Annotated in this window: 11 protein-coding genes and 1 pseudogene; 5 read left to right on the forward strand and 7 right to left on the reverse strand. The window is 43.6% G+C overall.

The genetic code is table 11. From position 1 onward, the window contains the following. The 5 genes and pseudogenes from NWP22_RS17130 to NWP22_RS17150 form a co-directional block, all read left to right on the forward strand. Window positions 1-354, forward strand: a pseudogene (locus tag NWP22_RS17130) (class I SAM-dependent DNA methyltransferase); the annotation flags it as partial. A gap of 368 nt (window positions 355-722) precedes the next feature. Further along, entirely contained in the window at window positions 723-2,408 is a 1,686-nt protein-coding gene (locus NWP22_RS17135) for an ABC-F family ATP-binding cassette domain-containing protein (protein WP_271733165.1), read from the forward strand. A 71-nt stretch (window positions 2,409-2,479) separates the two neighbouring features. Further along, the gene (gene gpmI, locus NWP22_RS17140; RefSeq protein WP_271733167.1) at window positions 2,480-4,078 is read left to right on the forward strand and encodes a 2,3-bisphosphoglycerate-independent phosphoglycerate mutase; all 1,599 of its coding nucleotides are present in this window, start codon (window positions 2,480-2,482) and stop codon (window positions 4,076-4,078) included. A 156-nt stretch (window positions 4,079-4,234) separates the two neighbouring features. After that, on the forward strand, window positions 4,235-4,474 hold the full coding sequence (gene secG / locus NWP22_RS17145) for a preprotein translocase subunit SecG (RefSeq protein ID WP_271733168.1): 240 nt from the start codon (window positions 4,235-4,237) through the stop codon (window positions 4,472-4,474). Between the two features lie 18 nt (window positions 4,475-4,492). Then, window positions 4,493-5,233, forward strand: a complete 741-nt coding sequence (locus NWP22_RS17150) for a peptidase (RefSeq protein WP_280802148.1) — start codon at window positions 4,493-4,495, stop codon at window positions 5,231-5,233. A gap of 59 nt (window positions 5,234-5,292) precedes the next feature. Here the strand turns inward: NWP22_RS17150 and NWP22_RS17155 are convergent, their stop codons facing one another. The 7 genes from NWP22_RS17155 to NWP22_RS17185 form a co-directional block, all read right to left on the reverse strand. Further along, on the reverse strand, window positions 5,293-6,261 hold the full coding sequence (locus NWP22_RS17155; protein WP_280802149.1) for an orange carotenoid protein N-terminal domain-containing protein: 969 nt from the start codon (window positions 6,259-6,261) through the stop codon (window positions 5,293-5,295). Between the two features lie 203 nt (window positions 6,262-6,464). Beyond that, window positions 6,465-7,613: a glycosyltransferase family 4 protein gene (locus NWP22_RS17160; RefSeq protein ID WP_271733171.1), complete on the reverse strand. Its 1,149-nt coding sequence runs from the start codon at window positions 7,611-7,613 to the stop codon at window positions 6,465-6,467. Between the two features lie 126 nt (window positions 7,614-7,739). Continuing rightward, window positions 7,740-9,290, reverse strand: coding sequence for an MFS transporter (locus NWP22_RS17165; RefSeq protein ID WP_271733179.1), 1,551 nt, complete (start codon window positions 9,288-9,290; stop codon window positions 7,740-7,742). Further along, window positions 9,277-10,158, reverse strand: coding sequence for a DNA repair protein RecO (gene recO / locus NWP22_RS17170; RefSeq protein WP_280802150.1), 882 nt, complete (start codon window positions 10,156-10,158; stop codon window positions 9,277-9,279). The genes NWP22_RS17165 and recO overlap by 14 nt, the downstream gene beginning before the upstream one ends. A gap of 42 nt (window positions 10,159-10,200) precedes the next feature. After that, window positions 10,201-10,872, reverse strand: a complete 672-nt coding sequence (gene deoC, locus NWP22_RS17175; protein ID WP_271733174.1) for a deoxyribose-phosphate aldolase — start codon at window positions 10,870-10,872, stop codon at window positions 10,201-10,203. A 364-nt stretch (window positions 10,873-11,236) separates the two neighbouring features. Then, window positions 11,237-12,673 carry a YcjF family protein gene (locus tag NWP22_RS17180; RefSeq protein WP_271733180.1) on the reverse strand — a complete coding sequence of 479 codons (1,437 nt, stop codon included), beginning with the start codon at window positions 12,671-12,673 and terminating at the stop codon, window positions 11,237-11,239. A 245-nt stretch (window positions 12,674-12,918) separates the two neighbouring features. Then, window positions 12,919-16,812: MSCRAMM family protein (locus NWP22_RS17185; protein ID WP_280802151.1), on the reverse strand; the 3,894-nt coding region annotated here is incomplete at its 5' end.

Genomic DNA, 16,812 nt, shown 5'->3' on the forward strand with positions numbered 1-16,812 from the left:
AAGGGAGATACTCGCTACACTAATACCACCTGCTTTGAAACCTTTCCCTTTCCCCAGACAGCAACAGGGGAGATAGTCGAAAAAATCCGAGCCAAAACCGTAGAACTCCACGAATATCGGACTCAACAAATGGAGTCTAAAAACTGGGGAATCACCACATTATATAATAAATTCTACAACGAACCCAGCAGCAAACTATCTAAACTCCATGAACAACTAGATAAACTAGTCATAGAAGCCTATAAATTTACCTCTGAAGATGACATTTTAGAGCAACTCTTAAAATTAAACCAACAGCTACAAGACAAAGAAAACCAGAATCAAAAAGTAATTGGACCCCACCCAACCAAATAAAATATTGTCAAAAAACACCTTTGCGAACCTTTGCGCGTACTTAGCGACCTTTGCGTTTAAACCCCGTACAGGCCATCGCCCCAAAGATACCCGACTTCTAGATAAATTATGGTAGAGTATCGCTAATTATGTGAGAATTCCGGGATCTAGTAGACTGCTAGCTAAATTATGGTAGTCAGATTTATCTGACTTCAGCTATCAGACAGGGGTTTATAACCCCTGACTCCCTGGGTAGCATCAAACGGGGTTTATAACCCCTGACTCCTCTAAATAAAAAACTAAATAAAAAACATAAACTTAAGTTAAATTTTGTTAAAATCAGGAAGAGTGTTAACCTTCACAACCATCCCCTACCCCAGAGAAACTTGATGCTGCGACTCGAACATATCAGTAAAATATATCCCACAGGTGAAGTTCTCAAAGATATTAACTGGGAAGTCAAACCAGGAGATCGCATAGGCTTAGTAGGAGTCAACGGAGCGGGAAAATCAACCCAGCTAAAAATCATCACAGGGGAAATAGAACCCACAGCGGGGGAAATAATTCGCCCATCCAGCTTACACATAGCTTACCTGAACCAAGAATTTGAAGTAGATCCGAGTCGCACAGTCAGAGAAGAATTTTGGCGAGTCTTTGCGCAAGCAAATCAAGTACAAATTTCCCTAGGGGAAGTACAGAGGGAGATGGAGACCGCCAGTTTAGAAGAACTAGATAAACTGATTAACAAACTAGATAGACTACAGCGAGAGTTTGAAGCCTTAGACGGGTATAACCTAGATGCAAGGATTGGGAAGATTTTACCAGAAATGGGCTTTGATAGCGAAGACAGCGATCGCCTAGTGAGTGCCTTTTCTGGTGGTTGGCAGATGAGGATGAGTTTAGGTAAAATTCTCCTACAAAAGCCCGACTTATTGCTACTGGACGAACCGACGAACCACTTAGACTTAGAAACCATAGAATGGTTAGAAAATTACCTCAGAGGACTAACCACCCCCATGGTAATAGTTTCCCATGATCGGGAATTTTTAGATAGACTGTGTACCCAGATTGTAGAAACAGAGAGGGGTGTTTCTACTACTTACCTAGGTAACTATTCAGCATACCTCCAACAAAAAGCGGAAAATCAACTCGCCCAGTTAAGCGCCTACGATCGCCAACAAAAAGAACTAGAGAAACAGCAAGCATTTGTAGACAGATTCCGGGCCAGTGCGACCCGGAGTACCCAAGCCAAGAGCCGGGAAAAACAACTAGAAAAAATCGAGCGCATCGAAGCACCCACAGCCAATGTAAAAACCTTACATTTTCGCTTTCCCCCGTCTCCGCGCAGTGGGAGGGAGGTAGTGATCATTAAAGACCTAACTCATGTCTATGATGATAAGATATTATTCTTAGCAACTAGTTTACTAATTGAAAGAGGCGATCGCGTAGCCTTTCTCGGTCCCAACGGAGCGGGTAAATCCACCCTATTAAGGGTAATAATGGGGACAGAACCAGCAACAGAAGGAACAGTAAAACTAGGGGATCATAACGTTATACCGGGATACTTCGAGCAGAACCAAGCGGAAGCCTTAGACCTAGAGAAAACAGTCATGGAAACCATCCATGATCAAGTACCCCAGTGGACAAACGAAGAAGTGCGCACACACTTAGGGAGATTTCTCTTTAGTGGGGACATGGTATTTAAACTAGTAGCGGCTTTAAGTGGTGGAGAAAAAGCGCGGTTAGCCTTAGCAAAAATGCTATTACGTCCAGCCAACCTCCTAATTTTAGATGAGCCGACTAACCACTTAGACATTCCCGCCAAAGAAATGTTAGAAGAGGCGCTACAAAACTATGATGGTACAGCCATAGTAGTGTCCCACGACAGGTATTTTATTTCCCAAGTAGCCAACAAAATCGTAGAAATCCGGGATGGGGAATTTCGTGTTTACCTAGGAGACTATCATTATTACCTAGAGAAAATTGCCGAAGAAAAAGAACAAGCCAGACTAGCAGCAATAGCTGCGGAAAAAGCTGCTAAAAAAGCGGCAAAATCTGCGGGAAAAAGGAAATAAGTAAAAATTCACTTGCACTGTAGATTAGCAGTGGTATTATTCGGATATTACAGAAAGTAAAGGGCAAGACCATGACCAAAGCACCTGTTGCTCCTGTGGTGCTAGTCATTTTAGACGGGTGGGGCTACCGCGAACAGCAGCGAGGAAACGCAATTACCGCCGCTGAAACCCCCATTATGGAAAGCTTATGGGCAGCTTACCCCCACACCCTCATCAGCACATCAGGAAAAGCCGTAGGGTTGCCAGAAGGTCAAATGGGCAACTCGGAAGTTGGTCATTTGAACATTGGCGCTGGACGAGTAGTACCCCAAGAATTAGTCCGCATCTCCGATGCAGTCGAAGATGGTTCTATTCTCAGTAACCCAGCACTTGTGAAGATTTGCCAGGAAGTCCGCAGTGAGAATGGTAAATTGCATATAGTGGGGCTGTGTTCTGAGGGCGGGGTACACTCTCATATCAGCCATCTGTTTGGACTACTAGACCTAGCCAAACAACAGGAAATTTCAGAAGTTTGTATCCACGCCATCACCGACGGTCGTGATACTCTCCCCAAGGATGGGATTAAAGCCATCCAGTTATTGCAAGCACAAATAGACCAAAAAGGCATAGGGCGTATAGTTACCCTCAGTGGTCGCTACTATGCTATGGATAGAGATAATCGTTGGGATCGCATTCAACGCGCCTACGATGTGATGACACAAGATGCTAACATTGATCAACGTCCAGCCGTTGAAGTTTTGGCTGCATCTTATGCCGAAGATGTGACGGATGAATTCATTAACCCAGTCCGCATTGCTCCTGGGGCTATAGCACCAGGGGACGGTGTGATCTTCTTCAACTTCCGCCCAGACCGCGCTAGACAGCTGACTCAAGCTTTTGTCAGCCCCAAATTCACCGGCTTTACTAGAGCAAAAATTCAGCGGTTGTCCTTTGCTACCTTTACTCAATACGACCCAGAACTACCAGTGAAGGTAGCCTTTGAGCCGCAAAATTTGAGGAATATTTTGGGTGAAGTCATCGCCAATCATGGTTTACAGCAGTTTCGCACCGCCGAAACCGAAAAATACGCCCACGTCACCTATTTCTTTAATGGCGGACTAGAGGAACCTTTCCCTGGGGAAGACCGAGAACTGGTCAGTAGTCCCATGGTAGCAACTTACGACAAAGCCCCAGGAATGTCAGCGGACGCAGTTACAGATGTGGCGATCGCCGCCATTCACAAAAGAATATACTCTTTAGTGGTGATTAACTATGCTAACCCGGACATGGTAGGGCATACTGGGAAAATGGCAGCCACCATGAGCGCTATTCAAACAGTAGACCATTGTTTGGGTCGCTTACTGAGTAGTATTACCCAAGTGGGCGGAACGGCAATTATTACTGCTGACCATGGTAACGCCGAGTATATGCTGGATGAGCAGGGTAACCCCTGGACAGCACATACCACTAACCCAGTCCCCTTCATTTTAGTAGAAGGAGAGACGATTAAAATCCCCGGACATGGTACAAATGTAGAACTGTGCAGGGATGGTAAACTAGCGGATATAGCACCCACAATTCTGGAAATTCTCCAGTTACCCCAACCCTCAGAAATGACCGGACGCTCCCTATTGATCCCGTCCGGGTATCAAGTGCAACCCACACGTACCCCGGTCAAAGCTGGTATATAAACCAACCCAGCAGTGAAGACCTTCTGACTCCTCACTGCTTCCCCAAAGCCAGGGCACTACCGCTCAAACAACCTGACCAGAATGTGATATAATCCCTATGATTGGGAAAACATAAATAACCATAAATAACCATAAATTATTACGGACAGCCTGACCATGACAGTTAATATTACTACTATTGTGCAAATTATTTGGGCTCTTTCTGCTTTAGGGTTAATTATTTTAGTGTTACTACATAGCCCTAAAGGCGATGGAATTGGAGCCATTGGCGGACAAGCACAATTATTTAGCAGCACCAAAAGCGCCGAAGATACTTTAAACCGAGTTACCTGGGCGCTGACAGTTATATTTATGGGTTTAACATTGCTGTTGAGTGCTGGGTGGTTACCTAAGTAAAAATCCGGTAAGAGTAGAATGGTATATAAAATAAAATACCCTAATTCGTCTTACAGCCGTCAAGATTTCTATACACAAAGATTACTAGCAGTTCTGTCTTTATTCATCAGTACCGGGCTGCTAGTTGTCTTGACAAATCTGCCATCTATTGCTACAGTAGTAAAGACATCCTATACTACCCATCCACTACCCCCATCCCTGGCGCAATGGCAAGACCACACAAATAGTGGTGATTACTTTGACCAAGTAGCAAAAACCGGGGTGGGTTATTTAATCTGGTCAAAATTTCCGATTCAAGTTTATATACAACCCCCCACAACAGCTAATCATACACAAGCTCAAGCATGGGTCAACACTGTTATAGAGACAGTACAAGAGTGGAATGTTTATTTACCCTTGGTGGTAGTAGACAAACCGGAAATAGCTGATATTACAATTATCCGCCAAGTCCCACCTCTACAATTTACCCGTGGTCATCCCCCGCGGGCCCGTTCCGCACAAACTACCTATAAAGTATACGAAAATAATAGAATACTAGATCACAAGTTTACCATCTTATTGAGTCCTAGTCAAACAGGGGTATATCTTCAAGCCGCATCCCGTCACGAACTCGGCCACGCCTTGGGAATTTGGGGTCATAGCGATTTACCCACCGATGCTTTATACTTTTCCCAAGTTAGCAATCCCCCGCCTATTTCACCCAGAGATGTGAACACCCTCAAACGGGTTTATCAACAACCAACTCACCTAGGTAATTAATTAGGCGTTGCTGAACCAGAAATTTAAGCCCCAGCAACACCCCAAACTACCCCAGAAATCTAAACCCGACGCAGATTTAGTAATTCTTCAGGAGATGCAAGCATATCAATGGCGACAAAGAAAATTTTGCCTTCGGGATTAATTAAAAATCGCCAAGCAATATTCATTCCCACAGTCACACCAAACCAGGGCGTTTGTACAACACCTGTAATTTTTAGCTGCTTAGACCCATCGGAAAGGTTCTCACAGATACCTTTTTGTGGCATCATGTTTAATCCTTGGGCTTCTTCGCGCATATATTTGGCGATCGCCTCATGTCCGACAATGGGTTTTTGGAATGGTGGTTGTAGCGCACCGTCGGGAGTAAACAGACTAATAGCTTGATCAAAGTTATCAGCGTTCATCGCTTCAATGTAGCCCAGAACCGCCGGTTCTGTAATCCCGTCAATTTTTACTGAGGACACAGGTGGCGCAGTCCGAGTAAACGCTGGTTCCTCTACAGCTTTGGGGTAGCTACTCGGCCCTAAATCAGAGGTATCAAATCCCATGTTAACTACGGTGTTCCGCAGCACTGTAATTTGCTGACCCGGATCAAGTTTCTTGGTGGCTTCTAGTACCAATTGCACACCCGGACTCATTTGATAACCAGTGGGGATGGGAGCCACCACACCCTGTTTCATCAACTCTCCCAACTCGTACCAAAAAGCCAGCTTAGTATTCACACTGAAAAACCCATAGGAACGACTGATGGGTGAGTCAGCACGACTCGCAATATCCCGCATCACTCTTGTTTGCTCTTCCGCTGACATTTGCTTAATTTGGTTGAGCAAACTTTCTGCTAGTTGCAATCTGGCGGCCCCAGGCGCTGCGGGAGTAATTGTTTTCCCCATTTCCGTATACGCAAACCACAAATATGCTAGCTGGTCGTCAACACTCAGTTGGTCGAACAGGGCGATGGTCGCGGGAATCTGACTGGGAACTTGAGTATTAGAAAAGATATTCTGAGCCGACTGGATAGTTAAAGCCATATTCACAAAATAATTAGACGTTTACACTCTATGTAACAGATTGTAAACTAAATCTTAACTTTTGTAAACTTATTTGAGTAACTCTTGACAAAATGGCATAAAAGTCACCTCTGATACAGTATTACCAGTCAAAAAAACACAAAAAATCTAGGCGATCGCCATCAATCCCCTAGCTCAACCTGAATATTTGTAGAATTGATAGCTTAACCTCTCGGACTCAGAGGTACAGACCTATCTGCTAAAACTTCCCGATATAATTCCTCTAACTGACTGATATTTTTACTCAGGGTATAGCGCTCTAACACCCGCTGTCTGGCTTTGTTTCCCAGGAGGGTGGTTAACTCCGGATGGTCCTGGAGTAGGGGTAAAAGGGTTCTTAACTGCGATCGCACTGTCTTAGTATTCAGGACTACACCCGCCCCCGCCTCTAATACCTCCCCATCCGCTCCCACATCTGTAGCCAAACAAGCTATTCCACAAGCCATTGCTTCCAACAGAGACAGGGATAAACCCTCAACCAGAGAGGGTAAAATAAACACATCAGCACCCCGTAAAATTTCGATGCGCCGATCTTCATTCGCCACAAATCCTAACCAGATAATCCCCGCGTCTGAGCCATAAAACGGTTCCAAAGAAGACTTTAAAACCCCATCACCCACCATCAGTAACTTGCTCCGAGTTCCCATCTGTGACTGCTTCCAAGCTCGTAACAGAGGTTCCAGGTTTTTTTCTGGTGCTATACGACCTTGATAGACAAACAACCGCTCCGCTTGGAATTGTGCTTTCACCCCTGAAGCTCCGGGGGAATACTTCACCGCATCCACTCCATTGGGAATCACAGCGATTTTTCTGTCCTTTACACCCATACGGGCTAATAACTCCCGCTGAATTTGGGAAAATACAATCACCCGATCATAGTTCGCCAAACAAGGCGCATACAGCTGATAAGCTAACAGCTGGGTTCCCGAGAGAAATTTTGCCCCCTTCCCCGCAAAAGCTGTATGAAACGTCGCAATCAAAGGTAAATTCAGTTGCTCGCAGATTTCCGGTAACATAAAGTCCAGAGGCGATAAACTCAAAGAAGCATGGACTACATCCGGCTTGATTTCCCGCAGAGACTCCGTTAATACCTTAGTTGCTTTTAACGTCGGAATTGTGTAAACCTGTGATTTGTAAATAAACGGTAGGGAAACTTCCTGGAAATTTGGACAATTTTCTGTTTCTGATTCTTCTTGAGCAAAGTGGAGAAAACTAACTTGGTGTCCCCTGTCTAGTAAAGCATTTGTTACTTCTCTACTGTAGGTGACATTACCGCAAAATGGTGATTTCTTTCCAATCCAGGCTATACGCATTCTTTATTAGCTATTTTGAAAAGCGGTTTCAATTGATCAACCTTTGAGTTATTCACAGCTCACAGCCTCTGGTATTGTCAACTTCCCCTGAGTTTACCACGAAACCAAGATCATCTGGACTGTTGACTATTGGCGCGAACTATACCAAGTTAATATACCACCACAAAATACAGTAATAGCTAAAATCACAAAAACTGCTGGTAGTCCCATTAAGGTTTCACCTACCCCAGCTAAGGCTAAAGGTAAGGTTAATGCAATATTAATCACATTATTTTGTAGCCCAAATACTTTACCCCGCATCTCCGCCGGCGTTTCCGTTTGAATCGCAGTTTGCATAGGGATACCTACCATAGACCCAAATACACCCAACAAAGCTACTAACAGTAAAATTATCCCTAACTGGGTTGTAAATACCGATAGCCCAATTAAAGTCCCTGACATCCCTAAGCAACCCCACAGACTCAATTCACAGTAGGAAAAGCGTTGACCAAATTGACCCAGCATTGTCGCCCCCGCAGCCATACCAATCCCACCAAATGCTAGTAAAAAGCCAAATTGAGATGCTTTTAAGTTGGGAATTATTTCCGCCATCCGCACCGCTAGCACCGTTAAAGCTGCAAATACAGAAAATAGAATCGTCAGTTTTACTAAAGCATTGCGCAGTATAGAGTTAGCTTTGAGGTATTTCAACCCATCTCTTAAGTCAGCTAAGACGTGAGGAAATTCTGTGTCCGGATGGTGGGGTTTTTCTCTGGTCACTAATAACAACAAAATTAACGCCGCTATCCCATAACTACCACCTACCAACAGCTCTTTACCTAGTCCATCACTACCACCTATTTCTAACCATACTCTATCGGCGATCGCCAACAGTGGTTCACCCACTGCAAACCCCACAATCACTGAAGCCATCATAGTAGTCGTATATAGAGAATTAGCCGATAGTAAATGCTGTTCTTCCACCACTAACGGGATTGTTGTTTGTTCTGCGGGCGCAAAAAACTGTGTCAGCGTGGACACCAAAAAAGTCACCCCCAAAATCATGATAAAACCCACTGGTAACATCCCCACCGGCCGCCAATCATGTGTTAACCACAGCAACAAGGGTATGGATAACACTAACACCCCCCGGCAAACATTGGTGCTTACCAGTACAGTCTTTTTCCGCCAGCGGTCTACAAATACACCCGCCACAGAACCAAACAGTACCGCTGGAATGGTAAAAGCCATCATCAAAGCTGATACCCAACCGCTAATGCTCTGGTCACTTCCCTGAAATTGCGTATTAATTAAGGCAATCATTAATACTAAGTATATTTTGTCTGCTATCTGGCAAAAAACCTGACCCCCCCACAGCGCCAGAAAATTAGGATTTTTTAACACCGGTAAAAACCCCTGCTCTGGTCTATTTTCCGGCTTACCAGTCCCCTCTAATTGGGGCGGTTTAGTTGGGGAAGTCACTACTGATAAACCTTCTTTCTGACCATTGCTCAGGCCTAGGGATTCCCTGGTAAGATCAGCTTTTGCTATTTCCCCAGCCACATCTAATTGACACTGTTCTGGGCTGTGCGGAACAGCACTTAAGTGATTTGTGACGATAGGATCCGATACCCTATTGTGTTTTTTGGTGTTTGGTGATAAAGATGAGATTTTTCTATCTACATCAGACGGTTGCATCATGGTTAGCAGCAAAGTAAGAGTCAATCAAGGTAGCAGAGCGAATAGGGCGACCTAAATGATATTGAGCATATTGGCGCAAAATTTGCTCAATAGATAACCAGCGATAATTTTGGTTAGTATCTGTTGCTATTATCTCTGTTTCTGAGAGATATTGGAGCATAGCTAATTCTGTAGCATCCAACCGAGCACAAATTACCGGTATATCTTCCCTATGCACAACCCTTTGGTAATTTAAGTTAGACTCAAGGGCTGAGGGTTGCTGTTTTTCTTGGCGCAAATTTTCCCACGCCTGTAAACAGACTGTACCACCTGCTGTCACACTAAAGCCCACCCGCCAGTTAGGATCTGCGAAATTTGGCCTGATGGTATAGTTAGTTAAACAGCACGCTTGTACTTGAGGGCATAAACCTTCTAAAGCATAAAAGTGAAACACTGCATGAGCTAAATAAGCATAAATATTATATCTATATCTATCTGTTATATCTAATACCTCTAATTTACGAAGATATTTATGGAGTAACTGATAAATTTCCTCTTGGGGTTGCTCACTCAAGGCCTGACACAGCACTATTTCCGCTAAATATTGCCCCGCGGCAAATTTCCCCACATCCACAGCCAGACCAGGATAGGTTTTTACTCTCTCTGCTTGTATAATTCTATCGAGCGATCGCCCTGGTGCTATGAGTAAGTCATTGACCATAAACACGCCGCTCCTACCACCTAGGCTAGAGTTTGGCTTCCTCGCCCCCGGCGCTACTGCGCGAATTAAACCCAACTCTCGGGTTAAAATTGTCACTACCCTGTCTGATTCTCCCAGAATTTGGGATTTCAGATTAATTCCCGTAACTTTATAAGTTTTACTCATTAGTCATTAGTCAATTTTTGCCCACCAACCACCCGTGACTACTCAGCTTTTTCGTTGGTCTTGGCTTTGGCGCAGCAAATCCATTGACCGAGATGTTCCCAGTCTGGTAGCACCGGCTAAGATCAGGTCTCTAGCTTCATTGTAGGTGCGAATCCCCCCAGATGCCTTAATTCCCAACCGGTCTTTTGCCATTTCTTTTAACAGTCTGACATCCCCCACCGTTGCACCCCCGTGCCAACCTGTGCTAGTTTTCAAGAATCCCGCCCCGGCCTCCATGGATATTTCCGCCGCCAGTTTTTTCTCCCGATCAGTTAGCAGGTTGGTTTCCAAAATCACCTTCACCAGTTCTCCGGTTGCTTCGCAAATTTGGGCAATCTCCCGGTGTACCGCCTCAATTATACCAGCTTTCAACCAACCTAAATTCATCACCACATCTAGTTCCGTAGCCCCATTTTCCACCGCCTCTTGAGCTTCATACAGTTTCACCCCTGAGGTGGTCGCCCCCGTAGGAAAGCCAATTACTGTACAAATGTGGGGATTTTTACCATGGAGCAGTTCTGCTGCTTGCTTCACATAACTAGGGTGAACACAAACCGCCGCAAAATTAAATCTGTACGCTTCTTCACACCATTGCTCGACCTGCTCTGGGGTAGCTGTTGGGTTCAGCAGAGAATGATCGATAAATGGCGCAATATCAATATAGTCTGCTGCCATCTTGTGTTTTGCCTGTGAATGAAAAGTTAATATTTTTTTACTAAGTCACTATGTTAATATAGTCATCCTATTTGAGTTGAGAAATTATCGGTGAAGAAAGGGAACAGGGAACAGGGAATAGGGAATAGGGAACAGGGAATAGAAAATAGGGAATAGAAAATAGGGAATAGAAATTGTTCATGAATCATTTAGAATTGCTATAGTTGGCAGATACTGATTTATCATTGTCTCCTACTACACCTGTCTCATCTATCGTATTATCTCTTAGTTTTGTTCACAAATCAAATACGAGTCCTATATATTAAAACTAACAGTTACGCCAAGGCACAAGGTTATTACTTGTCCTTGACGGTTATTTGTGCAATTATTTCACAGTTTCAGTCTGTGGTGATAAGCGTTTGATACTTTCCTGAACTAACCTGGATAACAAGTTCATCTGCTGGTTACTCTCAAAGACTTTTTGCACAGTCTGGCGTAATTTCTCTAAATTCAAGACATTTCCTGAATCTATGGCCTCTTCCTGTTGGGCAAAGTATGCCACTAAACTTAAACCTGCTACTCTGGTTAGGTAGGCTGCACTCACCCCTTGGACTATACCACCAGCCACAAAGGTGATCGCATTACTTTTTAAGACCATGCTCACGGCTTTGGTGGACAGTTCCACTAAGCCTAGTTTTAGCATTAACCCCCCCATGGTTACCCCTAGGGTTTGGGCTTGTTCTAGGGAAAATTTTTGCTGGTATACATTACCTAAGTCTATCACCATCTGGGCGTTAATCGCTGCTGTGGCTAAAATGTCTAGGGCTGGTACTGGGTTAGCAAAGGCAGCAGCCGCGCTGATCCATTGATATTGTTCAATAATGGGAATACTGCGATCGCCCCTGGTTTCATTCAGCCAGTTTTTCCCCGCCGCTTTCAACAACTTGGCTTTTCTCCAGGTAGTTGTCCAGATTAGTTGTTGTCTTTGCTGTGAGACAATTTTATTCAGATCCTCAATTAAACCCTCAATATCCGGTTCCGGTTGTTCCATCCACTCTTGGATATTACCATTACTTTCATGCTTGCGTACTTTGCGCGCCACAGGAGACGTTACCGTTCCCACTACATTCTCTGACATTCGCTGTTTTAATGACAGCAAAATACTCTCCCGTTCCTCTGGTAAATACTGGTCTTGTTTGTTAAAAATTAACCGCACCGGTTGATTGGCTGCTTTTAACTGCTGTAAGCTCTGAAATTCCCAATCTGTCAAATCACCATTGGTCAGAAATAAGACAAAATCACACTGTTTAACTGCTGCTAATATAGGTATATCTGATTGCTCACCTGTCTGGGTAAATAAAGGGGTCGTTTCCCATAGAGTTACTTTGTTCTGTGTTCCCCCCCATCCCCTAGACTCCAGCAGTGTAACTAAACTACTTTTCCCTACAGATTTACCACCGGTGACAGCTATGGTAATTTCTTCCCTATCTAATTCTATCTGCAACTGCCCCAGTCTTCCTTGGAGCGTCTCTAAGGCCGGGTGGTTGACAGCTTCCTGTTCTAATTGCCTAATTATCGCTTCCCCTTGGGCGATCGCAGTTTCCACAGCCGACCGCCCTTTGATCATACCATCCAACTGCTCTGCTTTGTGTTGCGGTTGATTTTTCTGGAATAACCACAAACCGCCCCCCACAGCCAGAGCGCCAAACAAACCCACCTCACTCAGCTGTAAGATATAATCATCCCAGCTTTGTAACATCCATAAGCAAAAGGATAGTCCCAATCCTCCCACTAAAATCGGTCGCTGCAACTTCACAACCATTTCTCCGCTTTTTGTCAAGTTTCTTTTTTCAGCATAGATCAAAAGTCTCTGCTAACAACACATGGCGAATAAGGAACACCATGTTCCCTGAGCGGAGTCGAAGGGAACAATATCAGGGGCGATCGTGGTTTCGACTTCCCTTAACCACCGGAACGCCATGTTCCCTGAGCGCAGTCGAAGGGAACAATATCATGGGGGCGATCGTGGTTTCGACTTCCCTCAACCACCGGAATCAATTAATATTTCTACTTTAAGTTGACTTCAATATTCACAGTAGACTGTAAAAAAGATTCCTCGTTAATTTCCAAATACTTGGGACTGGCTTCTAATTCCTCTGCTCCTTTTTTAATTTCTATCTTATATTTACCTATAGGCAGATTTTCCACAATAAACGCACCTAAAGCATTAGTTTCTGATAAAGATTTCTGGTTAGTTTCCACCTCAGTTAATATTACCTCAACCTGAGATAATCTTGCCCCACCATCGTCGGTTAAAACACCCCGTACAACATAATTAGCTGCATCAGCGTAAATTTCTTGTTTAAATGCGTTAACTTGCAATGTCATATTATTCTCCCATGGGGAAGAACTATCTATGATAAATTTCCCCGGTTCAACAACAAAATCACCCATCTTGATTTGATACTCACCTTGAATTAAATCTTGAAACTTAAAGAAACCTTGAATATCAGTAATGGAAGTAAAAATTTTCCCCGATTCACTATGAACAGCAGTCACTTTAATTCCCTTGAGATTTTCTGCTGCTTTATCCTTGAGATATCCACTAACCGTATAAGTGGGAACTGCTGCTCGGTCTGCTGTTTGTCCGTCACGGGGAATAAAAACCTGTAACTCTAAAGTATTCTGCACAAATTCCGATTTATTTAGTTGCAGAGTTCTGGGAGTAATATCTAACCCCCCCACATTCAAAGTATATTCTCCCAGTGGCAGATTATCTAAATAAAAAGCACCGGAGGGACTGGTAATAGAAAAGTATTTTTTCTGGTTGCTAGTACTAATAGCCTCTACCCTAGCTCCATTTACCGGTTGACCCAATTGATTTCTCAGCCTTCCCTCCACCGTCGCAGTTTTCACAAATGGAACTTTCACAATTGTATAAGCTCCCGGGGCTACTTCCACAGCAAAGGCTCTTTCCTGAGGTTCCCACCCGATAGGATACCCCGCTGGATCTAAATCTAATCTATGCTCCCCTATGGGAGTAGGAATCACAGTTCCATTACCAATTAATGACAAACTTTTATTCTGTTTTAAAGAGAGATTATTCAGCATAAATAAAGAATTATCACTTGAAGTAATCAGAGGCTCATTTCTCTCGCGCACCCCATTATTATTCTCATCATAAAACGGTTGTACTAAAATTGCTCCATTCCCTTGAAACTGACTAGCATTTCTTTTATCTGTACTGATACCATCTTGCAGATTTAAATTCAAATTCATCACCAACCCCAAAGAGAATCCAGAACTCACTCCTTGCGCCGATGCACCTGAATACCCCGCTTTTAAACTTAAACCAGCAAATAAACTCGGGGAGGTCACAGATACTACAGGCCCTGATGATTGGGAACCAAAACCATAACCTAACTCCCAACTCCAATTAGTTCTATCTAACTGTTCCCTCCCTGATGTGGGGTTGCCATTATGTCGCCAAGCTGCTACAGCTAGGCTAGCATTATCCGACTTCAGATAACGCCCATATATTTGGTCTTTAATCGAATTATCCTTGTGGCGATTCAAATTATTAACTAAATAAATCTCTTGGTAGGAATTGCTACCAATAATCGGAAAACTCAGGTTATTCCAAATCTCTGACTCTTGGGCGTTAAAACGACTGAAAACTACCTGTTTATAAGAGTTTGTTAAATCTAATTGCCAGTTTTTCCACTGCAAACTATTGCGTAATCGCCAACCACCATCCCCCTCAAAACGACCATCTAAATTATGAGAGAGATTTCCCCAGCGCCAACGGGTTGATGTTTCCGCAAAGGTTCGCAAAGAGTTGTCTTTTTGTTCATATCCTAAACTTAAGTTCGCCGATACCCCAAGCAATGATAAATTGTGAAAGCTCCTGACATTAAACCCGGTATTACTTAAGTCCGTCTGTAATCTCACATTTTTGATGGGTTCAAAACTGCTATTCAGTCGCCAAGATACCTGTTCCCCTATACTCCAAAAAATACTCGAACTTGGATTAAGTCTGAAACTACCGGAAAAAGTTAAACTGCTAGACTGGTTGGCGGTAGCGGAAAGACTACGCAACCCTAAAGTCAAGGGGAATTTAGAATGACCATAAATCACCTCTCCAAAGGAGCGGAAATTTACACTATCATAAACACCACCAAATCCCACAGTTAAATCATTGGAGATTCCGTAACGATAACCCGCACCCGTGACTAAACCACTAACAGAACCTAGGCTTTGATGTTGTTCACGCTGACGCCATGTACCCACAGAGGTATAAACGGCGCTAGTACCAGCAGGAAGTTGGTCATACTGAGGATCAATAACTTTGATTTCTCTTTCCGGGGTAGCCGCCAGATTACCCTCCGGATAAGATAGAATTGTAAATCTATTACCTTGAACATTAGGGAAACTATATCTTTGCGTCTCGTTTACCAATACCTCACCTAATAAAACATTACCGCCCCAAATTTGCACTAAACTCCCCTGTGCAGCATTACCTTCAACGGTGCGGACAAAATCCCGGTTACTCAGTCGGGAATTTAGATTAGCGTCTGACCCCCCGCGACCTGCTTCATAACCAAAGCGACTAATATAACTATAACCCCAAAATTCGCCAAAATTTGAGGAGCCTGGATAAAATAAGCTTTGGCTTCCAAAAATATGATCCCTATTTTTGCCTAAATTTTGTATTCTCCAGTCTTGTAGGTAAGCTTGGTTAAAATTTTCTAGGTTTGGTTGAGCAACCCTGGTACTAAATGTAAAGTCTCCCAATTTTCCGCCGATGGTGGTTGACCCACTATTGTTGAAAGTGTTAGTACGTAGAGAAGAATTTACATTTTGACTCACAGCGGACAAGGCGTACTCAGGAGGAGTCACACGGGGTAAACCCTCTAAAACTACGGGTCTAACTTCTTTCTCCTCTCGACCTTTTGCAAATAACCAAGACCCTTCAAATACAATCGCATAGCTATCAATATCAAATTTAATTTCTACCATAAACTGACGACGTATCTCTGCGATAGTCAAGGCCTCGCCAATCTCGCTGTCTGCAATCAATAACTTAGGGTCAAATTCCTTGACTAACCCAGGCGATCGCAATTGAACATTACCATTAGGTAAAGGAGTGACTGTAAAGCCAAAAGCCTTAAGAAAAGATTCATAGGGTATCAGCCATTCCTCAAAGTTCACAGCTTCACTACCATCTTCATTCCCCTTCACCAACACACCAGATAAAACATCTTGTTTACCAAATTTAATTCCCACTGGTAGAATATCCTTAGGAGTACTTACATTACTGGGGGTAGTTAATCCCAATATCTCACGTCTAGCCAACTCCTGACTTGTTGGTGCTGGTGCATCTTTACCAGGTATATTCTCTGGCTTAGTAACCGGGGTCACATCCCCAGAACGCCCTACCTCAGAATTACCATTAGGGGTTAATACTTGACTACTGGGTATATTTTGTGGCTTAGTAACCTGGGGTACATCCCCAGACCGCCCTACCTCAGAATTAACATTAGGGGTTAATACTTGATTACCAGGTATATTCTCTGGCTTAGTAACCGGGGTCACATCCCCAGACCGCGCTAACAAAGAAGATTCAGAATTAACACCAGGGAAAACACTCTCAGCAATCGTATTTTCTGAGATAGTGAAACCAGTCACATCCCCAGACCGCGCTAACAAAGAAGATTCAGAATTAACACCAGGGAAAACACTCTCAGCAATCGTATTCTCTGAGATAGTGAAACCAGAAACATCCCCAGACCGCGCTAACAAAGAAGATTCAGAATTAACAGACGGGAAAACACTCTCAGCAATCGTATTCTCTGAGATAGTGAAACCAGAAACATCCCCAGACCGCGCTAACAAAGAAGATTCAGAATTAACACAAGGGAATAAATAGTCAAAATCTAAAGCTTCTAAATTACTAACCTG

Source organism: Anabaenopsis tanganyikae CS-531, assembly GCF_029891675.1.
GTDB lineage: Bacteria > Cyanobacteriota > Cyanobacteriia > Cyanobacteriales > Nostocaceae > Anabaenopsis > Anabaenopsis arnoldii.

Excerpts from the sequence above, each read along its gene's own strand:
- NWP22_RS17135 (WP_271733165.1), top strand. The coding sequence starts at position 723 with ATGCTGCGACTCGAACATATCAGTAAAATATATCCCACAGGTGAAGTT.
- gpmI (WP_271733167.1), top strand. The coding sequence starts at position 2,480 with ATGACCAAAGCACCTGTTGCTCCTGTGGTGCTAGTCATTTTAGACGGG.
- secG (WP_271733168.1), top strand. The coding sequence starts at position 4,235 with ATGACAGTTAATATTACTACTATTGTGCAAATTATTTGGGCTCTTTCT.
- NWP22_RS17150 (WP_280802148.1), top strand. The coding sequence starts at position 4,493 with ATGGTATATAAAATAAAATACCCTAATTCGTCTTACAGCCGTCAAGAT.
- NWP22_RS17155 (WP_280802149.1), bottom strand. The coding sequence starts at position 6,261 with ATGGCTTTAACTATCCAGTCGGCTCAGAATATCTTTTCTAATACTCAA.
- NWP22_RS17160 (WP_271733171.1), bottom strand. The coding sequence starts at position 7,613 with ATGCGTATAGCCTGGATTGGAAAGAAATCACCATTTTGCGGTAATGTC.
- NWP22_RS17165 (WP_271733179.1), bottom strand. The coding sequence starts at position 9,290 with ATGCAACCGTCTGATGTAGATAGAAAAATCTCATCTTTATCACCAAAC.
- recO (WP_280802150.1), bottom strand. The coding sequence starts at position 10,158 with ATGAGTAAAACTTATAAAGTTACGGGAATTAATCTGAAATCCCAAATT.
- deoC (WP_271733174.1), bottom strand. The coding sequence starts at position 10,872 with ATGGCAGCAGACTATATTGATATTGCGCCATTTATCGATCATTCTCTG.
- NWP22_RS17180 (WP_271733180.1), bottom strand. The coding sequence starts at position 12,673 with ATGGTTGTGAAGTTGCAGCGACCGATTTTAGTGGGAGGATTGGGACTA.